Source organism: Limnohabitans sp., from assembly GCF_044361645.1.
Taxonomy (GTDB): Bacteria; Pseudomonadota; Gammaproteobacteria; order Burkholderiales; family Burkholderiaceae_C; genus Limnohabitans_A.
In genome coordinates this window covers 13,245-36,651 of the sequence record NZ_JBIKIL010000022.1, presented here as the reverse complement: position 1 = coordinate 36,651, position 23,407 = coordinate 13,245, and the positions used below count along the sequence as shown (strand labels likewise).

The 23,407-nt window shown below is 60.1% G+C and carries 24 protein-coding genes; 10 read left to right on the top strand and 14 right to left on the bottom strand.

The window, feature by feature from the left end; translation table 11 throughout:
• Positions 1 to 351 precede the first annotated feature (351 nt).
• Positions 352 to 618 carry a 30S ribosomal protein S15 gene (gene rpsO / locus ACIQ39_RS05415; RefSeq protein ID WP_396433582.1) on the bottom strand — a complete coding sequence of 89 codons (267 nt, stop codon included), beginning with the start codon at positions 616 to 618 and terminating at the stop codon, positions 352 to 354.
• Positions 619 to 942: 324 nt separating this feature from the next.
• Between rpsO and ACIQ39_RS05410 the strand changes: the two genes are divergently transcribed.
• Complete coding sequence (locus ACIQ39_RS05410; RefSeq protein ID WP_396433581.1) at positions 943 to 1,812, top strand: CoA transferase; 870 nt, start codon at positions 943 to 945, stop codon at positions 1,810 to 1,812.
• Between the two features lie 62 nt (positions 1,813 to 1,874).
• Here ACIQ39_RS05410 and ACIQ39_RS05405 read toward each other — a convergent pair whose 3' ends face one another.
• Positions 1,875 to 3,458: a cation:proton antiporter gene (locus ACIQ39_RS05405; RefSeq protein ID WP_396433580.1), complete on the bottom strand. Its 1,584-nt coding sequence runs from the start codon at positions 3,456 to 3,458 to the stop codon at positions 1,875 to 1,877.
• A 286-nt stretch (positions 3,459 to 3,744) separates the two neighbouring features.
• Here ACIQ39_RS05405 and argH point away from each other — a divergent pair, with 286 nt between their 5' ends.
• Positions 3,745 to 5,193: an argininosuccinate lyase gene (gene argH / locus ACIQ39_RS05400; RefSeq protein WP_396433579.1), complete on the top strand. Its 1,449-nt coding sequence runs from the start codon at positions 3,745 to 3,747 to the stop codon at positions 5,191 to 5,193.
• A 9-nt stretch (positions 5,194 to 5,202) separates the two neighbouring features.
• Here the strand turns inward: argH and ACIQ39_RS05395 are convergent, their stop codons facing one another.
• On the bottom strand, positions 5,203 to 5,967 hold the full coding sequence (locus ACIQ39_RS05395) for an SOS response-associated peptidase (protein ID WP_396433578.1): 765 nt from the start codon (positions 5,965 to 5,967) through the stop codon (positions 5,203 to 5,205).
• A gap of 85 nt (positions 5,968 to 6,052) precedes the next feature.
• Between ACIQ39_RS05395 and ACIQ39_RS05390 the strand changes: the two genes are divergently transcribed.
• The 4 genes from ACIQ39_RS05390 to ACIQ39_RS05375 all read left to right on the top strand — a co-directional run bounded on the left by ACIQ39_RS05390 (position 6,053) and on the right by ACIQ39_RS05375 (position 8,350).
• On the top strand, positions 6,053 to 6,646 hold the full coding sequence (locus tag ACIQ39_RS05390) for a pseudouridine synthase (RefSeq protein WP_396433577.1): 594 nt from the start codon (positions 6,053 to 6,055) through the stop codon (positions 6,644 to 6,646).
• 15 nt (positions 6,647 to 6,661) lie between these two features.
• Complete coding sequence (locus ACIQ39_RS05385) at positions 6,662 to 7,300, top strand: NAD(P)H-dependent oxidoreductase (RefSeq protein ID WP_396433576.1); 639 nt, start codon at positions 6,662 to 6,664, stop codon at positions 7,298 to 7,300.
• A gap of 179 nt (positions 7,301 to 7,479) precedes the next feature.
• Positions 7,480 to 7,620 carry a hypothetical protein gene (locus ACIQ39_RS05380; protein ID WP_298600266.1) on the top strand — a complete coding sequence of 47 codons (141 nt, stop codon included), beginning with the start codon at positions 7,480 to 7,482 and terminating at the stop codon, positions 7,618 to 7,620.
• Between the two features lie 58 nt (positions 7,621 to 7,678).
• Positions 7,679 to 8,350: an RluA family pseudouridine synthase gene (locus ACIQ39_RS05375; protein WP_396433575.1), complete on the top strand. Its 672-nt coding sequence runs from the start codon at positions 7,679 to 7,681 to the stop codon at positions 8,348 to 8,350.
• A 556-nt stretch (positions 8,351 to 8,906) separates the two neighbouring features.
• On the opposite strand, the gene ACIQ39_RS05370 is transcribed toward ACIQ39_RS05375, so the two are convergent.
• Together ACIQ39_RS05370 and ACIQ39_RS05365 are read right to left on the bottom strand one after the other, a co-directional pair.
• Complete coding sequence (locus ACIQ39_RS05370; protein WP_396433574.1) at positions 8,907 to 9,836, bottom strand: DMT family transporter; 930 nt, start codon at positions 9,834 to 9,836, stop codon at positions 8,907 to 8,909.
• A 25-nt stretch (positions 9,837 to 9,861) separates the two neighbouring features.
• Complete coding sequence (locus tag ACIQ39_RS05365; RefSeq protein ID WP_396433587.1) at positions 9,862 to 10,104, bottom strand: hypothetical protein; 243 nt, start codon at positions 10,102 to 10,104, stop codon at positions 9,862 to 9,864.
• Between ACIQ39_RS05365 and ACIQ39_RS05360 the strand changes: the two genes are divergently transcribed.
• Both ACIQ39_RS05360 and ACIQ39_RS05355 read left to right on the top strand, forming a co-directional pair.
• On the top strand, positions 10,026 to 11,171 hold the full coding sequence (locus tag ACIQ39_RS05360; protein ID WP_396433573.1) for a tetratricopeptide repeat protein: 1,146 nt from the start codon (positions 10,026 to 10,028) through the stop codon (positions 11,169 to 11,171). The genes ACIQ39_RS05365 and ACIQ39_RS05360 overlap by 79 nt on opposite strands.
• A gap of 239 nt (positions 11,172 to 11,410) precedes the next feature.
• A complete protein-coding gene (locus tag ACIQ39_RS05355) occupies positions 11,411 to 12,589 on the top strand; it encodes a murein L,D-transpeptidase family protein (protein ID WP_396433572.1) in 1,179 nt (392 codons plus the stop codon).
• Between the two features lie 26 nt (positions 12,590 to 12,615).
• Here ACIQ39_RS05355 and ntrC read toward each other — a convergent pair whose 3' ends face one another.
• The 6 genes from ntrC to ACIQ39_RS05325 form a co-directional block, all read right to left on the bottom strand.
• Positions 12,616 to 14,220 (bottom strand): nitrogen regulation protein NR(I), encoded by a 1,605-nt coding sequence (ntrC, locus tag ACIQ39_RS05350; protein WP_396433586.1) that lies wholly within the window; start codon positions 14,218 to 14,220, stop codon positions 12,616 to 12,618.
• A 36-nt stretch (positions 14,221 to 14,256) separates the two neighbouring features.
• Entirely contained in the window at positions 14,257 to 15,318 is a 1,062-nt protein-coding gene (glnL, locus tag ACIQ39_RS05345) for a nitrogen regulation protein NR(II) (protein WP_396433571.1), read from the bottom strand.
• Positions 15,315 to 15,905, bottom strand: a complete 591-nt coding sequence (locus ACIQ39_RS05340; protein ID WP_396433570.1) for a hypothetical protein — start codon at positions 15,903 to 15,905, stop codon at positions 15,315 to 15,317. The genes glnL and ACIQ39_RS05340 overlap by 4 nt, the downstream gene beginning before the upstream one ends.
• Positions 15,906 to 15,958: 53 nt before the next feature.
• Positions 15,959 to 17,374, bottom strand: a complete 1,416-nt coding sequence (gene glnA / locus ACIQ39_RS05335) for a type I glutamate--ammonia ligase (protein ID WP_396433569.1) — start codon at positions 17,372 to 17,374, stop codon at positions 15,959 to 15,961.
• Positions 17,375 to 17,627: 253 nt separating this feature from the next.
• Positions 17,628 to 18,443: a competence/damage-inducible protein A gene (locus ACIQ39_RS05330; RefSeq protein ID WP_396433568.1), complete on the bottom strand. Its 816-nt coding sequence runs from the start codon at positions 18,441 to 18,443 to the stop codon at positions 17,628 to 17,630.
• Positions 18,444 to 18,482: 39 nt separating this feature from the next.
• Complete coding sequence (locus ACIQ39_RS05325) at positions 18,483 to 19,442, bottom strand: EI24 domain-containing protein (RefSeq protein ID WP_396433567.1); 960 nt, start codon at positions 19,440 to 19,442, stop codon at positions 18,483 to 18,485.
• A 276-nt stretch (positions 19,443 to 19,718) separates the two neighbouring features.
• Here ACIQ39_RS05325 and ACIQ39_RS05320 point away from each other — a divergent pair, with 276 nt between their 5' ends.
• Positions 19,719 to 20,537 carry an alpha/beta fold hydrolase gene (locus tag ACIQ39_RS05320; protein WP_396433566.1) on the top strand — a complete coding sequence of 273 codons (819 nt, stop codon included), beginning with the start codon at positions 19,719 to 19,721 and terminating at the stop codon, positions 20,535 to 20,537.
• On the opposite strand, the gene ACIQ39_RS05315 is transcribed toward ACIQ39_RS05320, so the two are convergent.
• Positions 20,515 to 21,246, bottom strand: coding sequence for a pseudouridine synthase (locus ACIQ39_RS05315; protein WP_396433585.1), 732 nt, complete (start codon positions 21,244 to 21,246; stop codon positions 20,515 to 20,517). The genes ACIQ39_RS05320 and ACIQ39_RS05315 overlap by 23 nt on opposite strands.
• An 81-nt stretch (positions 21,247 to 21,327) precedes the next feature.
• On the opposite strand from ACIQ39_RS05315, the gene ACIQ39_RS05310 reads away from it, so the two are divergent.
• Positions 21,328 to 21,630 carry a hypothetical protein gene (locus tag ACIQ39_RS05310; protein WP_396433565.1) on the top strand — a complete coding sequence of 101 codons (303 nt, stop codon included), beginning with the start codon at positions 21,328 to 21,330 and terminating at the stop codon, positions 21,628 to 21,630.
• 3 nt (positions 21,631 to 21,633) lie between these two features.
• Here ACIQ39_RS05310 and ACIQ39_RS05305 read toward each other — a convergent pair whose 3' ends face one another.
• Both ACIQ39_RS05305 and ACIQ39_RS05300 read right to left on the bottom strand, forming a co-directional pair.
• On the bottom strand, positions 21,634 to 22,680 hold the full coding sequence (locus ACIQ39_RS05305) for a tRNA dihydrouridine synthase (RefSeq protein WP_396433564.1): 1,047 nt from the start codon (positions 22,678 to 22,680) through the stop codon (positions 21,634 to 21,636).
• A gap of 27 nt (positions 22,681 to 22,707) precedes the next feature.
• Positions 22,708 to 23,226 (bottom strand): GNAT family N-acetyltransferase, encoded by a 519-nt coding sequence (locus ACIQ39_RS05300; protein ID WP_396433563.1) that lies wholly within the window; start codon positions 23,224 to 23,226, stop codon positions 22,708 to 22,710.
• Positions 23,227 to 23,407: the final 181 nt, after the last annotated feature.

Sequence of the window (23,407 nt, the reverse complement as noted above, 5' to 3'; positions counted from 1 at the left end):
TGGCCAGCACCACGGTGCCTTCCATGTCGAGCAGCACGGCACCGCCGGCTTGGCGGGCGACTTCGCCGGTTTCCATCTTGACTGTGTGCTGGCCCCACTGGAAGGATTTGGTGACTTTGTTAAAAATAGACATGTTCAGAACTCCTGAAAACAAAAGCGCATGAGGCTGCACTGTGGGCCCGGAAGTTGACGCTCTGAACTCGATGCCATTCCACAAAACCTTGCATACATTAGCAAAAAAGCCTTGTGGAATGACACAGCGCGAGATCGCCCTGACAAATTCCGAAGAAAAAAAGAATAAAGCGCCTGAGCTAGTGAACTAACTCAGGCGCTTTTCATCTGGAGAGACGATTACTTGCGCAGGCCAAGTTTGGCGATCAGTGCAATGTAACGGTCGGCATCACGGGACTTGAGGTAGTCCAGCAGCTTGCGGCGGCGGCTCACCATGCGCAGCAAGCCACGGCGACCGTGATGGTCTTTGGCGTGTGTTTTGAAGTGGGGGGTCAGCTCGTTGATGCGGGCGGTCAGCAAGGCCACTTGGACTTCTGGGGACCCGGTGTCATTGGCTGCACGTGCGTTGGCCTTGACGACCTCGGCTTTGATGGAAGATGCGATCATGTGTTTCCTGTAGTTGCTGACGACCACGAAGCGGGCCAGCGTTTGTTGACTTGCGCCAGCAGCTGGAAAAGCCACTGGCGTGCGTTCAGCGAAATGCAAAACATGTGGATTATAGCCCGAAAGGCCACCCCCGGTCTTTGACCCTACGCCAGCCATTCCAGGCCATTGTTTGCAGTTGCTTTGAGTTTTGCCACCTGCCGGGCTGCGCTTGAGGCAAGGCCTAAAGGCTGAAGGTTTACCCAGATCGGTCTACATCATGGAGGTGAAGGCGTTTTTATAAAATCAAACCTGTAGCGCTTGCGCGCCAATGTCCGAGAACCCAACATGTCTTCACCTCAACCCCTGCACGGCATCCGCGTCCTCAGTTTGGCGCTGAACTTACCCGGACCCGCTGCCCTGATGCGCCTGGTCCAGATGGGTGCCCGCTGCACCAAAATCAATCCTCCAGCGGGCGATCCACTGCAGCATTACACGCCCGACGGCTACGCCTTGTTCCACCAAGGCGTAGCCCACGACACCTTGGACTTGAAAACCCCAGCAGGGCAAAGTGGCCTGCATCAACACTTGGCCGACACCGATGTGTTGCTCACCTCTTTCAGGCCTTCGGCCTTGCTCAAACTGGACTTGGGCTGGCAGTCGCTGCACCAACGTTATCCGGCGCTCAGTTTGATTGAAGTGGTGGGAGCCCCAGGCCCTCTGGCCGAGATACCCGGTCACGACTTGACTTACCAAGCCGAGGTGGGACTGGTCAATGGCATGGATTTGCCCGCCAGTTTATTTGCCGACATGGGCGGTGCGCTGATGGCCAGCGAGGCCACGCTCAAAGCTGTGCTCTTGCTCAAAACCACCGGAACAGGCTCACGCCATGAGGTCAGCCTGTCGGATGCCGCCACTTGGTTGGCTTTGCCCCGCCAACTGCGCATGACCACACCCGATGGTGCGGTCGGCGGCGCACACGCGGGCTACCGCATCTACGCCTGCAAAAACGGCCGCGTCGCCGTGGCTGCGCTGGAACCTCATTTTGCGATCCGCTTGTGCAAGGCGGCTGGCGTTTCTTTGTCGCACCCAGTACAAGACCTGTTCAAACCCGAGACGCACCAAGCTGTTGCACGTTTTTTGGCAGATCAAACACGTGGGCAACTGGACCAACTGGCGGCCAGCCAAGACATTCCCATGCTCACTTTACCGGTTTGAGTTGCCCAAGCGAAGGCCAACAGCAGAACAAGGCTCAGGGCAGATGCTTGTCGAAAAAAAGCTCAAACTTCGCGCGCCTGCATGGCCTGCAAGGCGTGGCGCGCCAAGCCCGAACCGGCCTCAGAGTACATGTTGAATGATGGCACGCCCATGGCCTGAAGCTCTTGCACTTCTTCAGCAAACTTGGCGATGGCCACCACATGGCAGCTCAAACCCGCATGGCGAATTTGTTGCGCTGCATAGACATTGCTGTGGTGGCTGGGCATGGCCAAAACAATCAACTCTTTTTCTTTGGATGCCTTGATGGTGTTCCAAAAATCAGTGTCGGTGGCATCGCCCACTTTCACGTTGCGCCCTGACGCGCATTCGGCATTGGCCTTTTCTTCGTTGTGCTCGATGCCCAACACTTGGCCCGGCCACAAAGGCCACAACTCGTCGTACGCGCCAGAACCCACGCGCCCCATGCCCACCACCAAAACCTTGGCGTCGCCGGTGTTCAGCATTTGGTCTTTGGCATGCAAACTGCCGCGCTGAAACCGATCCCAAAACAGCTTCCAACGCTGGTAAGTCCCTTCTGAACCCAAGCTGAAAGGCGAGGCAAATGCAAAACTGATGCTGACCGCAATGGCTACAACGATCAACCAATCAACGGGCAGCCAGCCTTGCGTCACACCCAAGGCCGCCACGATCAAACCAAACTCGGAAAAATTGGCCAAGCTCAGCGATGTGAACAGTGAAGTGCGGGCACGCAGACCAAACCGCACCACAATCGCGTAATACAACAAAGTTTTAACTGGCAACAACAGGCACAACACCATGGCCGCCAAAAGCATGGGCACGTCGGGCAAGCCTTGCAAGCCCACCGACAAGAAAAAACCCACCAACATCAGCTCTTTGAAGCTGAACAGCGACTTGGCCAACTCCGACGCTTTGGGGTGGTTGGCAATGGTCACGCCCAAAATCAAGGCCCCGAGGTCGCCCTTGAGGCCCACCGCTTGAAAAAACTCAAAACCTGCGCCCAAGGCAAAAAACAAGCCACTCAACACCAACAACTCGCCGTGGCCAGCAAAGTCGAGCAACTTGAACATGAGTTTTCGCACCACGGGCAGCAGCAGCAAAAACACCAAAAAAGCCCAGACGGTGGGGTATTTGCCTTCGCTGACTGCCAAAAACAGCACCGCAAACACATCTTGCATGACCAAAATACCGATGGCCACCTTGCCATAAAAGGCCGACATGTCGCCTTTGTCTTCAAGCACCTTCACCGCGAACACGGTGCTCGAGAAAGACAGTGCAAAGCCCAAAACAAGCATGGCCATCCACGACAGATCAAACAGGGGCAGCGGGATCAGTTGCTGCGCCAGCCAAATGACCGAGGTGAAAAACACCGTTGACACCACGATGTGTGCCAAGGATGTGCCCCATATCTCAACTTTGGCCAAGCCCTTCAAGTCCAGCTTCAGACCAATCGAGAACAGCAACAGCGTCACGCCCAAATCGGCCACCAACTGCAGGCCCTCGGGCGTCTCGAATCCCGCCAAATTGTAGGCAAAACCGGCCACCAAAAAGCCCACCATGGGGGGCAGGCCCAAACGGCTGAGCAACAATCCGAAGAAAAATGCGAAACCAACTAAAGTGACAATCATAGTAAACTTTATCAATATTTACATTAACACGTAAATTTTATTCATTTTAAATATATTTGCAATTTATTTCTGTTTCGTTTCAACAACATCCTGCTTCAGGATGCCTCGGCCTCACGGCCGACCCGAACAACAGCCTGAAGCATAAATGGCTTGCGGCTCAGCACGGCGAAACAGACCCGTCATGGGTGTCTGGCGGCAAAGCACGCCCCACACACACGGTCAAAGCCATCACAAACACCCGCCACAGCCCAAAGCACAGGGTCAAGCCCGATAAAATCCCTGGACTATGACAAACCAATTCGATACCAAATCTCAAGCTTGGTCGGCCCTTTTTTCGGAACCCATGAGCGAGTTGGTCAAGCGCTACACCGCCAGTGTGTTTTTTGACAAGCGCTTGTGGCAAGCCGACATCACCGGCAGCCTGGCCCATGCCGAGATGCTGGCCGCACAAAACATCATTGGGGCCAGCGACCTGGCCGACATCCAGCGCGGCATGGCCCACATCACGCAAGAGATCGAATCCGGCGCTTTCGACTGGCAACTCGACCTGGAAGACGTGCACCTGAACATCGAGGCGCGCCTGACCCAGCTGGTGGGAGACGCCGGCAAGCGCCTGCACACCGGCCGCAGCCGCAACGACCAAGTGGCCACCGACGTGCGCCTGTGGTTGCGCGGCGAGATGGACTTGATCATCGCGCTGTTGGCCGACCTGCAAAAGTCGCTGGTCGATGTGGCAGAGCGCCATGTTGAGGTCATCATGCCCGGCTTTACCCACCTGCAGGTGGCCCAGCCCGTGAGCTTTGCGCACCATTTGCTGGCCTATGTGGAAATGTTCAGCCGGGATGCCGAACGCATGGGCGAGGTGCGCCGCCGCACCAACCGCTTGCCGCTGGGATCCGCCGCTTTGGCGGGCACCACCTACCCGCTGGACCGCGAACGCGTGGCGCACACATTGGGCATGGTGGACGAACACGGCCACCCTCAGGTCTGCCAAAACAGCTTGGACGGCGTGAGCGACCGCGACTTCGCCATCGAATTCACCGCCGCCGCAAGCCTGTGCATGGTGCACATCAGCCGTTTCAGTGAAGAGTTGATTTTGTGGATGAGCCAAAACTTCGGCTTTGTGCGCATTGCCGACCGCTTCACCACGGGCAGCTCCATCATGCCGCAGAAGAAAAACCCCGACGTGCCCGAGCTGGCACGCGGCAAAACCGGCCGCGTGGTGGGCCATTTGATGGGCTTGATCACCCTGATGAAGGGCCAGCCCCTGGCCTACAACAAAGACAACCAGGAAGACAAAGAGCCCCTGTTTGACACGGTGGACACGCTCAAAGACACGCTGCGCATCTTCAGCGAGATGGTGGGCGGCCAACTCAACCCTGCCACCGGCCAAAAAGAAGGCGGCATCACCGTCCACGCTGCAGCCATGGAAGCGGCCGTCAAAAAAGGCTACGCCACCGCCACCGACTTGGCCGACTATTTGGTCAAAAAAGGCCTGCCGTTTCGCGACGCGCACGAAGTGGTGGCGCACGCGGTCAAGTCCGCACAGGGCTTGGGCCTGGATTTGTCCGAGCTGCCACTGGCCACTTTGCAGCAGTTCGACGGCCGCATCGAAGCCGATGTGTTTGGACCGCTGAGCCTGCAAGGGTCTTTGAACGCGCGCAACACATTGGGCGGCACGGCACCCGCGCAGGTGCGCTTGCAGATTGCGCGGCACCGTAGCCGCTTGGCCTGAAAGTCCCAGCTATTTTTTTTGCACCGGATTGGCCAGCAGCAACTGCGCCGGGTAGGCCCGCATGAACTCGCGGGCTTTGTCGAGCGGCGCGCCGAGCCAGGCGCCGTAAGCGCCCTCGTTCAAGATGGCGGGCATGCGTTTTTCGTTGCCGTTTTGGCCATAGCGGTTCATCAGCGCGTGGCTGTTGGCGTTCACCGTCAGCAGTGTGTAGCTGACGATTTCCTCCTCGCCTTGGGTCCAGCGCTCCCACAGACCCGCCAGCCCCATGGGTTTGCCGTCCACCCGGGCAATGCGCGTGGGCACGGCCTTGCGGCTGCGCCAGTCGTCTTCGATAAACGCCTGCATGGGGATGATGCAGCGCTGGCCTTTGAGCCAAGTCTCGCGCGTGGCTGTGGCGGTGCTCATGGTTTCATAACGGGTCACGGCCAACTTGGTGGACCGCAGCTTGGCGTCAGACGCCGACTTGACCCAAGTGGGCACCAAACCAAACTGGCCCTGAGCCAACTGCAGGAGCAGCGCAGCCGCTGGCATCAGGGGCGCGGCTGACTCGGCCGCTTCCCCAGCCAAGTGGTCTTGTGGCGAAACAAGGGGGACCGATGGGGACAGCGGCAACCCGGCTTGCGGTGCTGCGGCCTCGGGTGCTGCAGCTTTGCGGATAAAAAAGCCTTGTTGGCGCGGCCAGACGTCTTTGCCCAGCAGGGTTTCGGGCGGGGCGATGCCAAAGGCCTCGGCATACAGGTCGGCGCTTTTCAGGCATTCGTATTGGGTGCTCATGCGGGCGATGCTAACCCACGGTCTGCGCACGCCCTGACCGAGCGACCTGATACGCTCAGACGCTCACGACAAGGCCTGCGTTTTCATGCTGATCCGTTTCAACAAACCCTATGGTGTGCTCAGCCAATTCACCCCCGAGGGGCGCTGGCAAGGGCTGAAAGACCACATCGACCTGCCCGGCGTGTACGTGGCCGGGCGGCTGGACGCCGACAGCGAGGGTCTGCTGCTCTTGACCGACGACGGGCCTTTGCAAGCCCGCATCGCCGACCCGCGTTTCAAAATGGAAAAGACCTACCTGGTCCAAGTAGAAGGTGTGGTCAGCCAGGCGGCCCTGAACAGCTTGGCCCGCGGCGTGACCCTGAACGATGGCCCCACCCTGCCCGCCCGCGCCCGCGCGGTGGAGCCTCCCGCCGACCTGTGGCCGCGCCAGCCACCCATCCGCGTGCGGCAAAGCATTCCCACCTCGTGGCTGGAGTTGTGCATCCGCGAGGGCCGCAACCGCCAAGTGCGGCGCATGACCGCTGCCGTGGGCCTGCCCACGCTGCGCCTGATTCGCACTGCCGTGGGGCCTTATTCGCTGGACGGCCTGGCCACGGGCACTTGGCAAACAGTTTCAGACACAATCACCCACCCCCACCCCCACCCCCACCCCCACCCCCACCCCCACCCCCACCCCTGACCCCTTGGAACCCGCATGTCTGAATTGCTGAACAAACTCGAATGGCGCTACGCCTGCAAAAAAATGGACCCGGCGAAAGTCGTGCCGCAAGACAAAGTCCTGCGCATCGTCGAGGCCGCCCGCTTGGCCCCCACCTCCAGCGGCCTGCAGCCGTTTGAGGTGTGGGTGGTCACCCAACCCGAAGTGCGCGAAAAAATCAAAGCCAAAGCCTGGGGCCAAGCCCAGATCACCGAGGGCTCGCACCTCTTGGTGTTCGCTGCTTGGGACCACTACACGGCCGAGCGCATCAACGAGATGTTTGACCTGACCAACACCGAGCGTGGTGGCAGCAACGAGGGCTGGGAAAACTACCGCCAAAGCTTGCTCAGCAAGTACCCCGCCCGCAGCCCCGAAGAAAACTTCCAGCACGCAGCGCGCCAGGCCTACATTGCTTTGGGCGCGGCCCTGATCTCGGCCGCCTATGAGGCAGTGGACGCCACCCCCATGGAAGGCTTTGACCCGGCCGCCGTGGACGAGATTTTGGGCCTGCGCGCACGCGGCCTGCGCAGCGTGGTGATCGTGCCCCTGGGCTACCGCGCCAGCGAAGGCGACTGGTTGGCCAATTTGAAAAAAGTGCGCCGCCCCAGCGCACAGTTTGTGACCGAAGTCAAATAAAAAACAACGCCAACCGTTGCGCAAAGGGCCACCCAAAGCGGCCCTGAAACACAGCGCTTAAAGCGCACTTTTGGAACCCCAACAAGCAGACAAAACCCCAGCCAGGCCGCCCAGCAGACGGCTTTGTGCTTTAACATCGGGGCACTCCCAATCTGGGATGCGCCCCTCAAGGAAACACCATGGCCAAAGGCGAACAACGCAGCAACAAAATGGCCAAAAAGCCAAAGAAAGACACGTCCCCGCCCAAGACGTTCACCTCTGACCGCCCCATGGCCCCCGCCACCTTTGTGGCCCCTCGCGGCAAAGTCAAAGACAAGTGATGGCCCCCGCCGAGCGCGCGTCTGGTCGGTCTGCACCGCTTGACCCCGCTCGCACCGCATGACCCCGATCCACCAAGACGAGCACCTGCTGGTGCTGGACAAACCCAGCGGCTTGTTGTCTGTGCCCGGTCGCGGCCCGGACAAGCAAGACTGCCTGTCCAAACGGGTGCAAGACCTGTACCCTGAAGCCCTGATCGTGCACCGCCTGGACCGCGACACCTCGGGCTTGCTGCTCATGGCCCGGGGCATCGAGGCGCAACGCCGCCTGAGCAAGTTGTTTGAGACCCGCCACATCCACAAACGCTATCTGGCGGTGGTGGCAGGCCACCCCGCACACACCCAAGCGGCCACCATGGCCGACGCAGACGGCTGGCGCAGCATCGATGGGCCCATCTTGCTCGACTGGGAACGCCGTCCGCTGCACATCATTCACCCCGACGGCAAAGCCAGCCGCAGCCGCTGGCGCGTGCTGCAAAGCAACGACAGCGCCAGCCAGATCGAGCTGGAACCGGTCACCGGCCGCACGCACCAATTGCGGGTGCACTTGCAAAGCATCGGCCACCCCATGCTGGGCGACTCGCTGTACGCTCCGCCCGAAGTTCAGGCCCTGAGCCCACGTTTGCTGCTGCACGCGCACACTTTGGCTTTTGTGCACCCCTTCACCGAACAGGCCTTGGCTTTCGCTTCACCCGCGCCATGGACGGCCAATGCCTTGGGCACATCGAAGTAGAAGCAACGACCCGCCGCGATGGCTCCTTGTAGGAGCGGCCTCTGGCCGCGATGGGTTTGCTGGGGCGCTTTCGCGGTCAGAGACCGCTCCTACCAGCTTAGATCACGCTCGCAGACCGCGACCTGCCGCAATGGCTCCTTGTAGGAACGGCCTCCGGCCGCGATGGGTTTGCCGGGGCACTTTCGCGGTCAGAGACCGCTCCCACCAGCTTAGATCACGCTCGCAGACCGCAACCTGCCGCAATGGCTCCTGGTAGGAGCGGCCTCTGGCCGCGATGGGTTTACTGGGGCACATTCGCGGTCAGAGGCCGCTCCTACCAGCTTAGATCACGCTCTCAGACCGCGACCTGCCGCAATGGCTCCTGGTAGGAGCGGCAGCCCACCGCGCTGGCTCCTTGTAGGAGCGGCCTCCGGCCGCGATGGGTTTGCTGGGGCACTTTCGCGGTCAGAGACCGCTCCTACCAGCTTAGATCACGCTCGCTGGCCGCGACCTGCCGCAATGGCTCCTGGTAGGAGCGGCCTCCGGCCGCGAAGGGTTTGATGGGGCGCTTTCGCGGTCAGAGACCGCTCCCACCCAGCTTAGAGCCAGTGGTCAGCTGTGCGGCCCCGCCCGCGCGTTGAATGCGGCCAGCGACCAGACCGCACAGCACCACCAAGCCCATGCCGGTGAATGCCCACGCATCGGGCATGTGGTCAAACAACCACCAACCCATGAGGGTGGAAAAACCCACACCCGTGTACAAAAAAGGGGAGATCACCGATGCGGGCGCTTTCGAAAAAGCCAAGATCAAAAGGTACTGGCCCAAGGTGGCGGCCAAGCCCACCAAGATCAACAACACCCATTCGTGCAGGCTTTGCGGCGTGACCCACGCATTGAGTACCAAGAGCGTGCTGACAGCCCAGCCCACCCAACCGGTGTACAACTGCATGACAGCGGGGTCTTCGGTGCGCGTCATGTGGCTGGTCACCGCCTGAAACACGGCATAAGTGAACACCACCGTCAAGGCCATCCAGCCCACCGACGGGTCGACCTGCCCACCCGGGCGAATCACCAACAGCGCCCCCAGCAGCCCACCCAGCACCATCAGCCAGCGCAGCGACGAGACCTGCTCTTTCATGACAAAGCGCGCCAGCGCCGTGAGCACCAAGGGCGTGAGCATGACGGTGGCGGTGAACTCGGCCACCGGCATGCGCTGCAAGCAGTAAAAAGCCAACAAGCTGCAGCTGACCATGAGCATGCCGCGCAGCACCTGCCAGCGCAGGCTGTGCGTGTGCCACATGGCCCGGCCGCGCAGCGGTGCCAACACCATGGTGGTGCCCAAGGCCTGCACCGCGTAGCGAAACCACAGCACCATCAAGGGCGTGACGCTGAGCATGACCCATTTGCTGGTGGCATCGCTGAAGCTCAAGCTGGCCATGGCCAGCACAGCAAAACCAATACCGGGGCCAAACCAAGCCAGATGGCCAGTCAAAACAGGTCGTTGCACGCAGAACTCCAAGATCATTTCATCGCTACCGCGCTGCCATTTTTGCATGGTGCATCGCTGTCCCCTGCGCTTTCAGTGAACCCACGCCAAACGGATGCCCTTTTGCCAAGAGGGTGCCCTGCCATTGGCCCACAAATTGACACGCCCGAACAGATAAAATAGCCCACTTTGCATTCGTTTCAAAAACCAATGGTGTTCCTGTCTGCAGCGCATTACCGCCCAGTTTTCGTGAGCGCCATTTGTGCAATGGTCGTTCTAGGCTTTTCATCTGGCGTCTTGGCTCAAGCCCACACCGAGGCCAATGCCAAAGCCGAAGCGGCCATCAAACTGGCGATTGAGTCCGGTCAACTTGAGCTCGCCCAGCAGCTGATCAGGCAAGAAAAAACAAAATCGCCGACCCATGTGCAGTGGCTGTTCATGGAAGGTGTGGTGCAAGCCCAAAGCGGTCAGCTTGACCAAGCCATTGGCACGTTCAAAAAAATCACCGAAAGCCATCCCGAGCAATCTGAGGCCTACAACAATTTGGGTGTTCTTTACGCGGCCAAAGGTCAGCTCCAGGAGTCCAAAGATTTTCTGGAAAAGGCTTTACAAACCCACCCCAGTTACCAGGCAGCCCACCGCAACTTGTCCGATATCCGAGGTCAACTGGCACAACAAAGTTATGCCAAGGCACTGCAAATCAAACCCAATGCCAGCGTCGGCGCGCCACAACTCACCTTGCTGGGTCGAATAGGCCGGGATGCGAATGCCAAGCTCCCACCCTTTTCGGCAACTGCAAAACCCAGCATGGGACCGATCACTGCCCAAGCAGCACCTGCTGCCAAGGCGCCTGCTGCTGCCCTGCCTGCCAACACCACGGCGTCAGCCTCATCCAAGCCCGAAACACCGAATGCACCAGCGGCCACAGCAGCGACTGCAGCACCCGCAACAACCGCCGCAACTGCACCGGTGCCAACGCCCGCAAGCACAGCCACGCCTGTGCCGTCCGCATTGTCCAAAGACCAGCAAGACATTGAAACCGCCGTGATGCGCTGGGCCAAGGCCTGGAGTGAGGCGGACATGAACGGCTATTACGCCGCTTACGCCAAGAACTTCAAACCCTCGGGGGGTGTCTCCTTGTCCCGATGGAAAAATGAACGCCGCGACCGAATCTTGAACAAAAAATCGATCTCAGTGGGTATTCGGAAATTGAGCATCCAGATCGAGAACAACACCGCTGTGGCCAAGTTTCAGCAGATTTATGAGTCTGAAAACATCAAGTCCGACAGCAAGAAAACCTTGAACATGCTGCGTCAAGGCGATGACTGGCTCATCTTGCGTGAGTCGGTGAATTGACCCCCAAGCCCCCCATTCAAAACCCGCGGCCCAAGGCTTCACAGACCCCCCTCAGGTCTTTGCGAGGCGGCCAGTGGTGGCATTGGCATCGGTCTGGGCTGGCTTTTTCAGTCGCCCTCTTGCTGACAGCGGGTGTCTGGTTGGGTGCCAATCTGAGCAGAAGCGAAACCCATCCAAGCGCCCAACTCAGCCCCACCGCAGCGCCAAGTGCAAAGCCAAACCCTGTTTTGCCGTGGCAATTGGCATTTGAAGCCACGCCCCCAACACCGCAGATCCACAGCCAAAACCCCGAGCAAATGGTGCGCCAAATATTTGCCCACATGGTGCAAGGTGAGCGGGCCCAAGCCCTGTCCATCGCCAGCACCCTGAGCACCCAATTGCCGCATTTTCAACTTGGGCAACTTCTCTACGCTGACTTGCTCAACATCAGTGCCACCGCGCCCTTGGCTTGGACTGAGAGCGAGGCCATCACACCCGCCGACAAGGAAAAGCGTTTGGACGCTTTGCGCTTGGAATTTCAACGGCGAGTCCAGCGCGATGAAACGCCAAGTTTGCAAGGCAAAATTCCCGCGGCCTTGGCGTACTTGAGTCCACAGCAATCACATGTGGCCGCTGTAGACATTTCCAAATCTCGTCTTTATTGGTTTGCCAACCGCAGCGACCTGCAAGGGAATTTGCGCTTGCAACTGGTCAAAGAAACTTACATCTCAGTGGGCCTCAACGGCAGCGGCAAAGCCTTGGAGGGTGACGGCAAGACACCGCTGGGCGTTTATTTCATCCTCAACAACATACCCGGTCAAAACTTGCCCGATCTGTATGGTGCCGGAGCGCTGACGCTGAATTACCCCAACGCGGTAGATCTGATGCGCCAAAGAACCGGATCGGGCATTTGGCTGCACGGCACACCCAGCGACCAATACACCCGCGCACCCGAATCCTCGGACGGTTGTGTCGTGATGTCCAACCCCGACATGGCCCAGTTGCTCGAACTGCCCAACTTGCGCATGACGCCTGTGCTCATCGCAAACCAGCTCGACTGGGTGCCAGAGACACACAACGACCAAGCCCTTGAATTGATCAAGACGGTTGTTGAGCCTTGGATGCAAGCACGCAGACAAGCCCAGCCTGATCTTTTGAAACCGCTTTACAGCCAGCGCTTTGAACGCGAAGGCAAAGACTTGGCCCACTGGTGGCCACAAATTCTGCGCACATCGCAGACGCAAGCAAAAGACACGAAGCTGGAATTGATCTCGGCCCTGCATTGGCAAGACGACGGCCACCAGATGGTGGTGACCGTGAAATCCTCACTGCTGCCCCATGTCAAGCGCAGCAAACGCGGCCAACGCACCAGTTTTTGGCGCACCTATTGGCAAAAAGAAGATGCAAAGTGGCGTATCGTCTACGAAGGCCCTGGCTGAGCAAGCGCAGGCCGGCCCTGACTTGATCAGCTCTCGTTGTCCAGGCCCAACTCTTGGATTTTGCGGGTGATGGTGTTGCGGCCAATGCCCAGTTTTTGCGCCGCCTCGATGCGCCGCCCCCGGGTGGTGGCCAGCGCCGATTGGATCAAACTGGCCTCAAAGCGGCGCGTGAGCACGTCCCACACGTCGGTGCGGTCGGCCTGCAAAAGGGCCAGCGCCTCTTGCTCCAAGCCCGACTCCCAGCTTGCGGCAACGCTGGGTGCGTCCTCGCTGAAGGGTCGGGTGGTGACCGCATCGCCGCTGAATGCCGCATGGCGCTGCGCAGCTGCGCTGGGCGCATTGGCTGCACGCAAAGCGTGCATGACCGCCGCCTCGTCGCTTGGCTCAGGCGCGACGGCAAAAGGCCCATCGCCCACCCCGGATGACAGGGCCGCAAAAGGCTTGGCAGCAGTGACCGTCCCTGAGGCCGGGGTCAGCACCTCGGGCGGCAGGTCTTTCACCTCCACCACTTGGGCCGGGGCCATCACCGTGAGCCAATGGCAGATGTTTTCCAGCTGGCGCACATTGCCCGGAAACTGGAAGTGGCTCAGGCGTTCCAGCGCGGCATCGGCGATGCGCTTGGGCTCCACCCCCAGTTGCTGGGCACTGCGATGCAAAAAGTAACGCGCCAGCACCGGCACGTCTTCACGGCGCTCGCGCAATGCAGGCAGGCGCAGGCGGATCACGTTCAGGCGGTGGTACAGGTCTTCGCGGAACACGCCCTCTTTGACGCGTTGCTCCAAATCCTGGTGGGTGGCGGCGATCACGCGCACATTGGCTTTGACGGCGCTGTGCCCGCCCACGCGGTAAAAATGCCCGTCGGACAAGACCCGCAGCAAACGCGTTTGCAGGTCAAAAGGCATGTCGCCAATTTCGTCCAAAAACAAGGTGCCGCCGTCGGCCTGCTCAAAGCGCCCCCGGCGCGAGGCCTGCGCGCCCGTAAAAGCCCCGCGCTCATGGCCAAACAGTTCGCTCTCCAACAAGTCTTTGGGAATGGCCGCCGTGTTGATGGCCACAAAAGGCTGGTGCGCGCGCGGCGAGTGTTTGTGCAGGGCATGCGCCACCAGCTCTTTGCCTGAACCGGACTCGCCCGTGATCAGCACCGTCACATGGCTTTGTGCCAAACGGCCAATGCCGCGAAACACGTCCTGCATGGCGGGCGCTTGGCCCAGCATTTCGGGCGCATCTTCCATCTTTTCTGGGGCCACGTCTTCGCGCTGACTCTCCCCCACGGCGCGGCGGATCAGCTCCACCGCCTTGGGCAAATCAAAGGGCTTGGGCAGGTACTCGAACGCGCCGCTGGAGAAGGCCGAGACGGCGCTGTCCAGGTCAGAGAACGCGGTCATGATGATCACCGGCAAGGCCGGCATGCGCTGCTTGATGGTGGCCAGCAAATCCAGCCCCGAGCCGCCGGGCATGCGGATGTCGCTCACCAGCACCTGCGGGCCGTTGGCCTCGCTCTCGGTGTCCAGCGCCTTCAAGACCTCGCGCGGGTTGGTGAAACTGCGGGTAGGCAGACCTTCGCGCAGCAGGGCTTTTTCCAGCACAAAGCGGATGGATTGGTCATCGTCAACGATCCAGATGGGTTTCATCAACTTGGCGCTTTCAGTGTTCACGGGCGGCTGCTTTCAGGGCAACGGAATCAAAATCTTGAAGTCCGTACGGCCGGGCTCGCTGTCACACTCGACCATGCCATGGTGCTGCTGCACAAAGGTTTGCGCCAATGTCAGCCCCAGGCCCGAGCCGCCTTCGCGCCCCGAGATCAACGGGAAGAAAATGCGGTCCTTGATCGAGTCTGGTACACCAGGCCCGTTGTCCATCACATGCAATTCCAATGCCAGGCGGTAACGCTGCTTGCCAAAGGTGACCTGCCTCAAGATGCGTGTCTTGAGGGTGATGCGCGCATCGCCCTGCACGATGCGCTCTTGCAAGGCCTGCGCCGCGTTGTGCGAGATGTTGAGCACCGCCTGAATCAGCTGCTCGCGGTCGCCGCGAAACTCCGGAATCGAGATGTCATAGTCACGCACCAATTTGAGGCCTTTGGGGAACTCGGCCAGGATCAGGGTGCGCACCCGCTCGCACACCTCGTGGATGTTCACATCGCCCACCACATGCGGGCGGCGGTGCGGTGCCAGCAAGCGGTCCACCAGGGTTTGCAGGCGGTCGGCCTCGCGGATGATGACCTGCGTGTACTCGGTCAGCTCTTTGTCGTTCAGCTCCATCTCCAGCAGCTGGGCCGAGCCGCGTATGCCGCCCAGCGGGTTCTTGATCTCGTGCGCCAGGTTGCGGATCAGCTCTTTGTTGGCCTGGGCCTGCTCCAGCAGCCGCTCTTCACGCTCTTGCCGGGTTTGCTGCTCCACCGGCACCAGCTCGACAATCACCTCGCCTGGCTCGTCACTGGGGGCCACGATCACATGCACCGGCAAAGGGTCGTCGTGGTGCAGGCGACGCAGCTGGGCCTCGTAACGCAGCGCCGCAAATTCATTCGATTGCGCACCCGCCAACGCCATGACCAGCGGTTGGGGGTCTAAAAAATAATCCGGGAAAAAATGGTCGTGCACAGTGCGCCGGGACATGCCCAGAGCATCTTCCAGCGCCGCATTCACAAAGCGCAGCCGACCTTGCGCCTGCATCACCGCCACAGGCGTGGCCAGCAGGTCAAAAGACTGAAATCGGTTGGATGTGTTCACGGTGAGCGCGGCGTGCGCGATGTTTGCAGCTGGCTTGGCATTTGGCGTCGCGTCAACTCGCGTTGCAAGCTGTCGATGTCTCGCTCGCTGCGCTCGATCGCTGCCTTGAGGGCGGCCACGCGGTCCAGGTATTTTTGGTGGTTACGGGATTCAGAAGCCCACTTCTCGGGCTCACCGTGGTTGAAATCTTGGCGCAACTGCGCCAGTTGCGCCTGCGCCTTCAACAGCTCTTGCTCCAACACGGCACGGGCAGCCGCATCGCGTGCCGCTTGTTGTGGTGCAGCCCTCGGTGCTTCAGCGCTGCGCGCATCGCTGTCGGGCCCTGCTGCCCGGTGGGCAGCAGGGCTGTTGAGGGCAGGGGGTGCCATGGACGGCACAACCAGACTTGAAGGCATGGGCGAAGGCACGGGTGAAGGCACAGGTGAGGGCCGGGTCCCGTTGATGACCGTGATGGCCTGGGGTGCCAAACGTTCACACAAAGCCATCGCACGCGGTTGGTTGGTGTACTCCTGTCCGCAGCGGTAGATGGCCTCTTGCGCTTGTGAATTTGCAGCCCCCATCAGCAGCCACAAAAAAAGGACGGGCAAGGCCGTCCTTTGGAGGCATTGCACAGGTGGGTGTGCAACGGTGCGCATGCTGCTCAGAGCGAGTAGTACATGTCGTATTCGACAGGCGAGACTTCGACACGGCTGCGGTTGACTTCTTGCATCTTCAATTCGATGTAAGCGTCGATCCACGCGTCGGTGAACACGCCGCCCTTGGTCAAGAAAGCGCGGTCGGCGTTCAAGGCGTCCAAAGCTTGGTCCAGGCTGGAGCACACTGTGGGCACCAACTTGTCTTCTTCTGGCGGCAGGTGGTACAAGTCTTTGGTCGCGGCTTCGCCGGGGTGGATCTTGTTTTCAATGCCGTCCAAACCGGCCATCAACAAGGCCGCAAAGCCGAGGTAGGGGTTGCACAAGGGATCGGGGAAACGCGCTTCCACGCGGCGGCCCTTGTCGCTGGCGACGTTGGGGATGCGGATCGAGGCCGAGCGGTTCTTGGCCGAGTAAGCCAATTTCACAGGGGCTTCGTAATGCGGCACCAAGCGCTTGTAGCTGTTCGTGCCGGGGTTGGTGATGGCGTTCAGAGCGCGGGCGTGCTTGATGATGCCGCCAATGTAGAACAACGCAAATTCAGACAAGCCTGCGTAGCCATTGCCTGCAAACAGGTTCTTGCCGTCTTTCCAGATGGACTGGTGCACGTGCATGCCCGAACCGTTGTCGCCTGCGTAAGGCTTGGGCATGAAGGTGGCGGTTTTGCCGTAGGCGTTGGCCACGTTGTGGATCACGTACTTTTGCAGCAGTGTCCAGTCGGCGCGTTCGACCAAGGTGGAAAAACGGGTGCCAATTTCGCACTGGCCCGCACCCGCCACTTCGTGGTGGTGCACTTCGACCGGAATGCCCACCGATTCCAAGATCAGCGACATTTCGCTGCGCATGTCGTGGGTGCTGTCCACGGGGGGCACGGGGAAGTAGCCGCCCTTGACGCGGTTGCGGTGGCCTTTGTTGCCGCCGTCCATCTTGCTGCCGCTGTTCCAGGGGGCTTCGGCTTCGTCGATGGCGTAAAAAGTGTTGTTGGGCTCGGTGCTCCAGCGCACTTCGTCAAACAAGAAAAATTCTGGCTCGGGGCCAAAGTAAGCCGTGTCGCCCAGGCCAGACTGCTTGAGGTAAGTCTCGGCGCGCTTGGCAATGGAACGCGGGTCGCGCTCGTAGGCCTTGCCATCGGTAGGCTCGATCACGTCGCAAATCAGCACCAAGGTGACCTCTTCGAAGAAGGGGTCGATGATGGCGCTGTTGGCATCCGGAATCAGCAACATGTCAGAGGCTTCAATGCCCTTCCAGCCGGCGATCGAAGAGCCGTCAAAAGCTTGACCGTCTTCGAACTTGCTTTCATCAAACTGCGACACGGGCGCAGTGATGTGCTGCCATTTGCCACGGGTATCGGTGAAACGGAAGTCAACGAACTTGACTTCGTTCTCTTTCACCATGTTCATCACGTCTGCGACGGTCTTGGCCATCAAATTCTCCTGAATGGAAAGGGATTAAAAAACTTGCTCTCAAACCTTGCAGTTTCTGTGCCAACCAGACCCAGACCCGCAGTTCAATCAAGCCAAGATTGTGTCTTGCGCCAAACCGCATGCCCTCACTGGGGCATTAAAAATGCAGCCTCACACCCAAAGCACGGGGCCAGAACTCGGTTTGGATTGTGCCAGCCTTCTCGGAAAATGCACAGACAAGGTGCATTTATGCACCAATATGGTGTTTATAAAATCACCGCACCAATTCGGGGCCGTATTCAATCGGGAATTCGTTCAGGCCATGGCGCAACGCTTGGTAAGCCTGCTCGGCATGCGCGGGCTCGCCTTTGACGCCCAATTCGATGTGCCGACCCCACTGCGGGTGGTCTACGCTGGGCAAGCTGAACACCTTGACGCCCGGGTGCGCGGCTTCAATGCGCTCCATCAGCGGGGTCAAAGCGGCCTCCATCGCACCCCAAACGATCACCGATTTTTCAAGATAAGCGTTGCGTCGAAAGTAAGCGCTGTAATGGGTGTCGAGCACCCCCTCCATCATGGGCCAGGCCATGACCGGAAAGCCGGGTACAAAATACACCACAGCGCCGCTCGGGCCTGCACAACTGAAACCGGGAATCTTGTTATACGGGTTGGGGATGATGGCCGCCCCCTCGGGAAAGGTGCCCATGTTCAGGCGGTGCAAGTTGTCCGGGCGCTCAGGTTCATAGGCCAGGCCCTGCTCTTGGGCGGTGTCTTGTATGCGCTCTTGGATCAGGCGCTTGGCCTGCGGGTGCAGCACCAGTGGCACACCCAGTGCCCGGGCCGCACACTGGCGCGTGTGGTCGTCAGGAGTGGCTCCGATACCGCCGCAGCAAAACACCACGTCGCTGGAGGCCAAGGCCCGTTGCAAGCTGGCCACGATGCGCTCGGGCACGTCGCCCACATAGTCCGCCCAAGCCAAGGACAAGCCACGAGCGTTCAGCAAAGTGATGACTTGGGGCATGTGCTTGTCCTGACGCTTGCCGGACATGATTTCGTCGCCAATGATGATCAAACCAAATGCAGGGGTCATAAGAAAAGTCTTTGAAGTTGCAACTGAAAGCCCAGGGGCTCAAGGCCGCTCTCGGGCTTGCACATCGGTCACGCTGTGGCCTGCTGGGGGCGTCGATTTGCCCAACCAAGAAGACCCGCGCGAGGGTGTTGGATCAGACTGGTCGGGCGCGTGAGCGGGGGTCGGTGGCATGGCCAGCAGCACCTCATCCAGCCGGGCCTGATCGGGTTCGGCGCGAAGGGCTTGCAAAGCTGACAGACCAAAGTGCGCAAACCAAAGGGAAGAAAAGGCGAACACCAAGGTGTAAATCCAAATCGCCAAGGGCACCAAAAACACAAAGGCGGCGGCAAACAAGGCCCCCGATGCCCAAACCAAGCTTGGCGCAGCGCCCATCAAACCGGTGACCACACCCATGCTCAAAAACCCCATGCGGTGACGGGCCAGCAAAGTGGCTCGTTCTTGTGCGCTGGCAAATTCGGCCAGCACATCAAAGGCCATGACACGGTAAGTCAACCACCCCCAAATGAAAGCGGGCAAGACCAAAGCCAAGGGTGGCACCAACCACATGGGCAAAGTGAGCACCAGGGCCAACAGCGCCAACACCAAGGAGCCCAATGTCCACCACAAGCCCAGCCACAAACTGCCGCCCTGCTTGCGCTGCAGGCCCGCAAAACGCCGCTCGGCCACCATGCGGGTCAGGCTGGGGGTCATCAAAAACGCCACCGCCAGCAAAGACGACACCACCACCAAGGGTGTGACCGTGAAAATCACCAGCAAAGGGGCTACCACAGTTTTGAGATTGGGCAGGCCCACGCCCTCAAACCACCGCCAGACCACATCCAACCAAGCCGAAGCATCCAGCACCGCGCGAACCCAACTGACCGAGCTGTCCCAATACAAATAGCCCAAGCCCCAGGACAAAGCCACAATCAGCACCAAAGGCAAAAAAGACAGGCCGATCACCCGGGGGTACAGGCAATACAAGCCGGCGCGCCAAAACGAGTCGATCAAAAGTTTCATGGCCAAAGCTTAACAGTTGGCCAGGCGCACGCCATGCCTGCAGCGCGTCGCCTCGATCGCGCCCTGGATCGCAGCTTGCGCCACGGCCCTGTTCAGCCGCTTAGGGGATCGGTTTGACGACCCGTTCAAGCGCACCCTGCTGACCACTGTGTGACCCGGTCTTCGCGCTGATTGCTTGCACAATCCGTCACCGTTCACCGGCAACGCTGTTGACCCCAGCCATGTGCCGTCACACGCCCGCGTAGCCTCCCCTGTTTTGGCTTGCAAGGATTGCCCATGCCCACGCCTGTCATCGAAAAAACCATGGTTTTAGGCCTTGCCTTGGAAACCCAGTACCTGCCTGGACCGGCGGGCATCAGCACCCCGTGTTTGGTTTTTTTGCACGAGGGCTTGGGCAGTGTGCGCATGTGGCGCGACTGGCCTGCGCAGGTGTGCCGGCAATTGGGCTGCGCAGGTCTGCTTTACTCGCGCCAAGGCTATGGTTGGTCTGACCCGGTGGTGGATGTCCGTGGCCCGTCGGTGCAGCTGGCCAAGCAGCGTCAGGGGCGCTTGTTGCCCGACTACATGCACCGAGAAGCCCTGGAGATTTTGCCGGCATTGCTCGCGGCACGGGGCATTGAGCGGCCGGTTTTACTGGGGCACTCGGATGGCGGCACGATTGCCTTGTTGCACGCGGCGCATTTTGCGGTGCAAGCCTGCATCGTGATGGCGCCGCATGTCATGGTCGAGCCCATCTCACTGCAAGCCATCCAGCAGGCCCGCCACGCCTTTGAGCACGGTCCCTTACGCAAACGGTTGATGGCCCAACACGCCGATGTGGATGGGGCTTTCTGGCAATGGCACGATGTGTGGCTCAGCCCGGCATTTCGAAGCTTCGACATCCGGGCCCAACTGGGCCAAATCAAAGCCCCGCTGCTGGCGATCCAGGGGCTGAACGACCCTTACGGCAGCATGGCCCAGATCGACGACATCGCCCGCGAATTGCCGCACACACAGCAACTCAAACTGCCCGATTGTGGACACGCACCGCACCGCGACCAACCCGCTGCGGTGGCGCACGCCTTGCAAGCGTTCATGGCGAAATGGCGGGCTTGAGCAAAGCCAGGTCTTCTTCGCGCAACCAACGCCACTGACCCGGGGCTAAGTCCCCCAAACCCAGCGCCCCAATTTGCGAGCGGTGCAAGCCCTCGACCCGGTTGCCCACCGCCGCGAGCATGCGCTTGACCTGGTGGTATTTGCCCTCGGTCAAAGTGAGCTTCAAAAACAACTCACCCAGCGCTTCGCAGGCGGCTGCCTTCACGGGTCTGGGGTCGTCATCGAGCACCACACCCGTCAAAAGTGTCGTCACCATCTCGGGTGTGATCGGGTGTTTGGTGGTGACCTCATAGACCTTGGGCACATGGTGCTTGGGCGAGCTCATTTTGTGAATGAACTGGCCATCATCGGTCAACAGCAGCAAACCCGTGGTGTCTTGGTCCAATCGGCCCACCGCTTGCACGCCTTGCACCGCCGCTTTTTGCGGGCGCTGGCGCAAAGGCGCAGGCAGCAAGGTGTAAATGCTGGGCCAAGTTGTCGGCTTTTGCGAGCACTCAGTGCCAGTGGGCTTGTGCAGCAGCACATAGGCTTTGTCTTGGTACGGCCAATCGGTGCCCTGCACATTCACATGCAGGCCTTGCAGCGCAAAAAATTCGCCTGCATCGGTCACGCTTTGGCCTTGGATTTGCACATGCCCTTGCTGAACCAAACCTGCACAAACGCGGCGGGTGCCAAAACCCTGACTGAACAAGATGTCTTCCAAACGCATGGATGGGGTCTTTTGGGTTTTCATGGGGCATGATTGTCACCCCGAAATGACGGCCCCAAGCCCATCAGGAGAACTTGCACCATGCACACCGCCCTGGACACCCTTGAGCGTTTGAATGCCGCGCTCATTCGCAGCCAAAACGGCCAGCTGCCACAAAGCGAGATGGTCCGCTTGTGGCGCGAGGAGTCGGCCTTGCTGAACCTGCCATCACGCTTTACCGACGTGTTGACCCCCTTGCTTGACCGCATCGAGGCCAGTGTCTTGTTCAGCGAAGAAAGTTGTTCATTCAGCCAAAAAGACTTGCTGACCCACTTGCAACTGTGGTCAGACAAAGCCCGCCTCAAGCTGGCCATTCCAGGCCCGCTTGAGGCTCAGAACGCTTAAGGCTCAGAACACCGGCGTTGGCGCTGTGGTTGTGGGCAGCGACAGCCCAGGCACAGGTTCAAGTGTGGGGGCCGGTGGCGCTTGAGGCGCGTCTGTGTTGTGCGCCAGCCAGCGCTCGATGTGCGCCGTGTCGTGCACCAAACGCAGCACATCAAAGGCTTGCTGGGCCTCGGGGTAGACACGGCGCATGTAATTGAGCCATTGCTTGAGCCGCCCCGCCCGGTGCCGCGTGGCCACGCGGGCGCTCACGCCCAGCCAAAACACCCGCATCAACACCACCAGCGTGGACCAGGGCAGGTCTTGGCCAGGCGCGCGGCTTTGCCCCGTGGCTTGTTGCTGCGCAATGGCCAGCGCCAGCCCCGGGTCGCTGACCATACCGCGCCCGATCATCAGGCGGTCGCAGCCTGTGACCTCTTGGCAACGCAGCGCATCCGCCACCGTCCAAATTTCGCCATTGGCCACGATGGGCAAGCGCACATGCTGGCGCAAGTCGGCAATGCGGTCCCAGTAAGCGGGGGGGCGATAGCCGTGCGCCTTGGTGCGGGCATGCACCACCAGTTCGCTGGCCCCGGCCGCCTCGATGGCTTGGGCGCAGTCTTCGGCTCGGCTGTCGTCGTTAAAACCCAGGCGCATTTTGGCCGAGACCGGAATGTGCGCAGGCACCGCACGGCGAACCGCTGCCACGATCAGCCCCACCAAGTCTGGCTCGTCCAACAACACCGCGCCACCCCGGTGCTGGTTCACGGTCTTGGCCGGGCAACCAAAATTCAAATCAATGCCATGGGGTTGTAACTCGGCCAAAGCGGCAGCATTGTCGGCCAAGCACAGCGGGTCAGAACCGAGCAATTGCACCTTGACCGGCACCCCAGCGGGCGTGCGACTGCGGTTCAACAATTCTGGTGCGACCCGAATGAAAGCGCGGCGCGGCAAAACGGTGTTGGTCACGCGGATGAACTCAGACACGCACTCGTGCACCCCACCCACACGTGTGAGCACATCGCGCAAGCTGTGGTCGAGCAAGCCCTCCATGGGGGCCAACATGATGTGCATGAGCGTCTGACAGTGGCGGTCTGTGGTTCAGCCCAGCTTGCGCTTGAGGCGAACTTCTTCCACCTTCACGCCGCCCAGCGGCACGGTGCGGGCGGTGTTCATCTCGCGTTTGAAACCGGCCAAGTCGTGAAAACGCAAGGTGGATTCGTGCAGCAAAGGCAGCCACACCGTCACGTCGATGCAGCCTTCTTCTTCCAGGCCTTCGCGTGCAGCGTCCCACAAGGCCAGGCCGATGCCCTGGCCAATGCGATCGGGCGCTGCATAAATGGCCCAAATCTCGCCCGTGGTGTTTTTCGACTTGGGGTCACGCGAACGGTCAAAACCCACAAAGCCCACGACCTCTGATCCATCGACCGCCACCACCACTTGGGGCTCGCCGTACTCGATGGCCTCTTTCCAAAACGACACGCGTTTGGGCATGGGCGTGGCGTCCCAGTGGGTGTCGGGCACTTGACCGGCATAGGCGGTGCGGCAGGCGCTCACATGCAATGCGGCCACGGCGGGGGCGTCTTTGAGGGTAGCGAATCGAACTTGGATATCGGACATGGCTTGAACAAAGGATGGGGAAAACAAGACGCCTGAAAAGCGTGGGCTTTCAGCGCAAAGCCCGGTATTGTCGCCGCTTCGGTTATCTTCAAACGATGAGCAAGTTTTTGAGCCGCATGAATTCAGGGATGCCATGGCTTGCCGCGCTGTCATCCCCAAGCACCACCCCCCGTTGGCACCG

Bases quoted from the DNA above. Each gene is read 5' to 3' on its own strand.
- rpsO (WP_396433582.1), bottom strand. From the start codon at position 618: ATGATCGCATCTTCCATCAAAGCCGAGGTCGTCAAGGCCAACGCACGT.
- ACIQ39_RS05410 (WP_396433581.1), top strand. From the start codon at position 943: ATGTCTTCACCTCAACCCCTGCACGGCATCCGCGTCCTCAGTTTGGCG.
- ACIQ39_RS05405 (WP_396433580.1), bottom strand. From the start codon at position 3,458: ATGATTGTCACTTTAGTTGGTTTCGCATTTTTCTTCGGATTGTTGCTC.
- argH (WP_396433579.1), top strand. From the start codon at position 3,745: ATGACAAACCAATTCGATACCAAATCTCAAGCTTGGTCGGCCCTTTTT.
- ACIQ39_RS05395 (WP_396433578.1), bottom strand. From the start codon at position 5,967: ATGAGCACCCAATACGAATGCCTGAAAAGCGCCGACCTGTATGCCGAG.
- ACIQ39_RS05390 (WP_396433577.1), top strand. From the start codon at position 6,053: ATGCTGATCCGTTTCAACAAACCCTATGGTGTGCTCAGCCAATTCACC.
- ACIQ39_RS05385 (WP_396433576.1), top strand. From the start codon at position 6,662: ATGTCTGAATTGCTGAACAAACTCGAATGGCGCTACGCCTGCAAAAAA.
- ACIQ39_RS05380 (WP_298600266.1), top strand. From the start codon at position 7,480: ATGGCCAAAGGCGAACAACGCAGCAACAAAATGGCCAAAAAGCCAAAG.
- ACIQ39_RS05375 (WP_396433575.1), top strand. From the start codon at position 7,679: ATGACCCCGATCCACCAAGACGAGCACCTGCTGGTGCTGGACAAACCC.
- ACIQ39_RS05360 (WP_396433573.1), top strand. From the start codon at position 10,026: ATGGTGTTCCTGTCTGCAGCGCATTACCGCCCAGTTTTCGTGAGCGCC.
- ACIQ39_RS05365 (WP_396433587.1), bottom strand. From the start codon at position 10,104: ATGAAAAGCCTAGAACGACCATTGCACAAATGGCGCTCACGAAAACTG.
- ntrC (WP_396433586.1), bottom strand. From the start codon at position 14,220: ATGAAACCCATCTGGATCGTTGACGATGACCAATCCATCCGCTTTGTG.
- glnA (WP_396433569.1), bottom strand. From the start codon at position 17,374: ATGGCCAAGACCGTCGCAGACGTGATGAACATGGTGAAAGAGAACGAA.
- ACIQ39_RS05330 (WP_396433568.1), bottom strand. From the start codon at position 18,443: ATGACCCCTGCATTTGGTTTGATCATCATTGGCGACGAAATCATGTCC.
- ACIQ39_RS05325 (WP_396433567.1), bottom strand. From the start codon at position 19,442: ATGAAACTTTTGATCGACTCGTTTTGGCGCGCCGGCTTGTATTGCCTG.
- ACIQ39_RS05320 (WP_396433566.1), top strand. From the start codon at position 19,719: ATGCCCACGCCTGTCATCGAAAAAACCATGGTTTTAGGCCTTGCCTTG.
- ACIQ39_RS05315 (WP_396433585.1), bottom strand. From the start codon at position 21,246: ATGCGTTTGGAAGACATCTTGTTCAGTCAGGGTTTTGGCACCCGCCGC.
- ACIQ39_RS05310 (WP_396433565.1), top strand. From the start codon at position 21,328: ATGCACACCGCCCTGGACACCCTTGAGCGTTTGAATGCCGCGCTCATT.
- ACIQ39_RS05305 (WP_396433564.1), bottom strand. From the start codon at position 22,680: ATGCACATCATGTTGGCCCCCATGGAGGGCTTGCTCGACCACAGCTTG.
- ACIQ39_RS05300 (WP_396433563.1), bottom strand. From the start codon at position 23,226: ATGTCCGATATCCAAGTTCGATTCGCTACCCTCAAAGACGCCCCCGCC.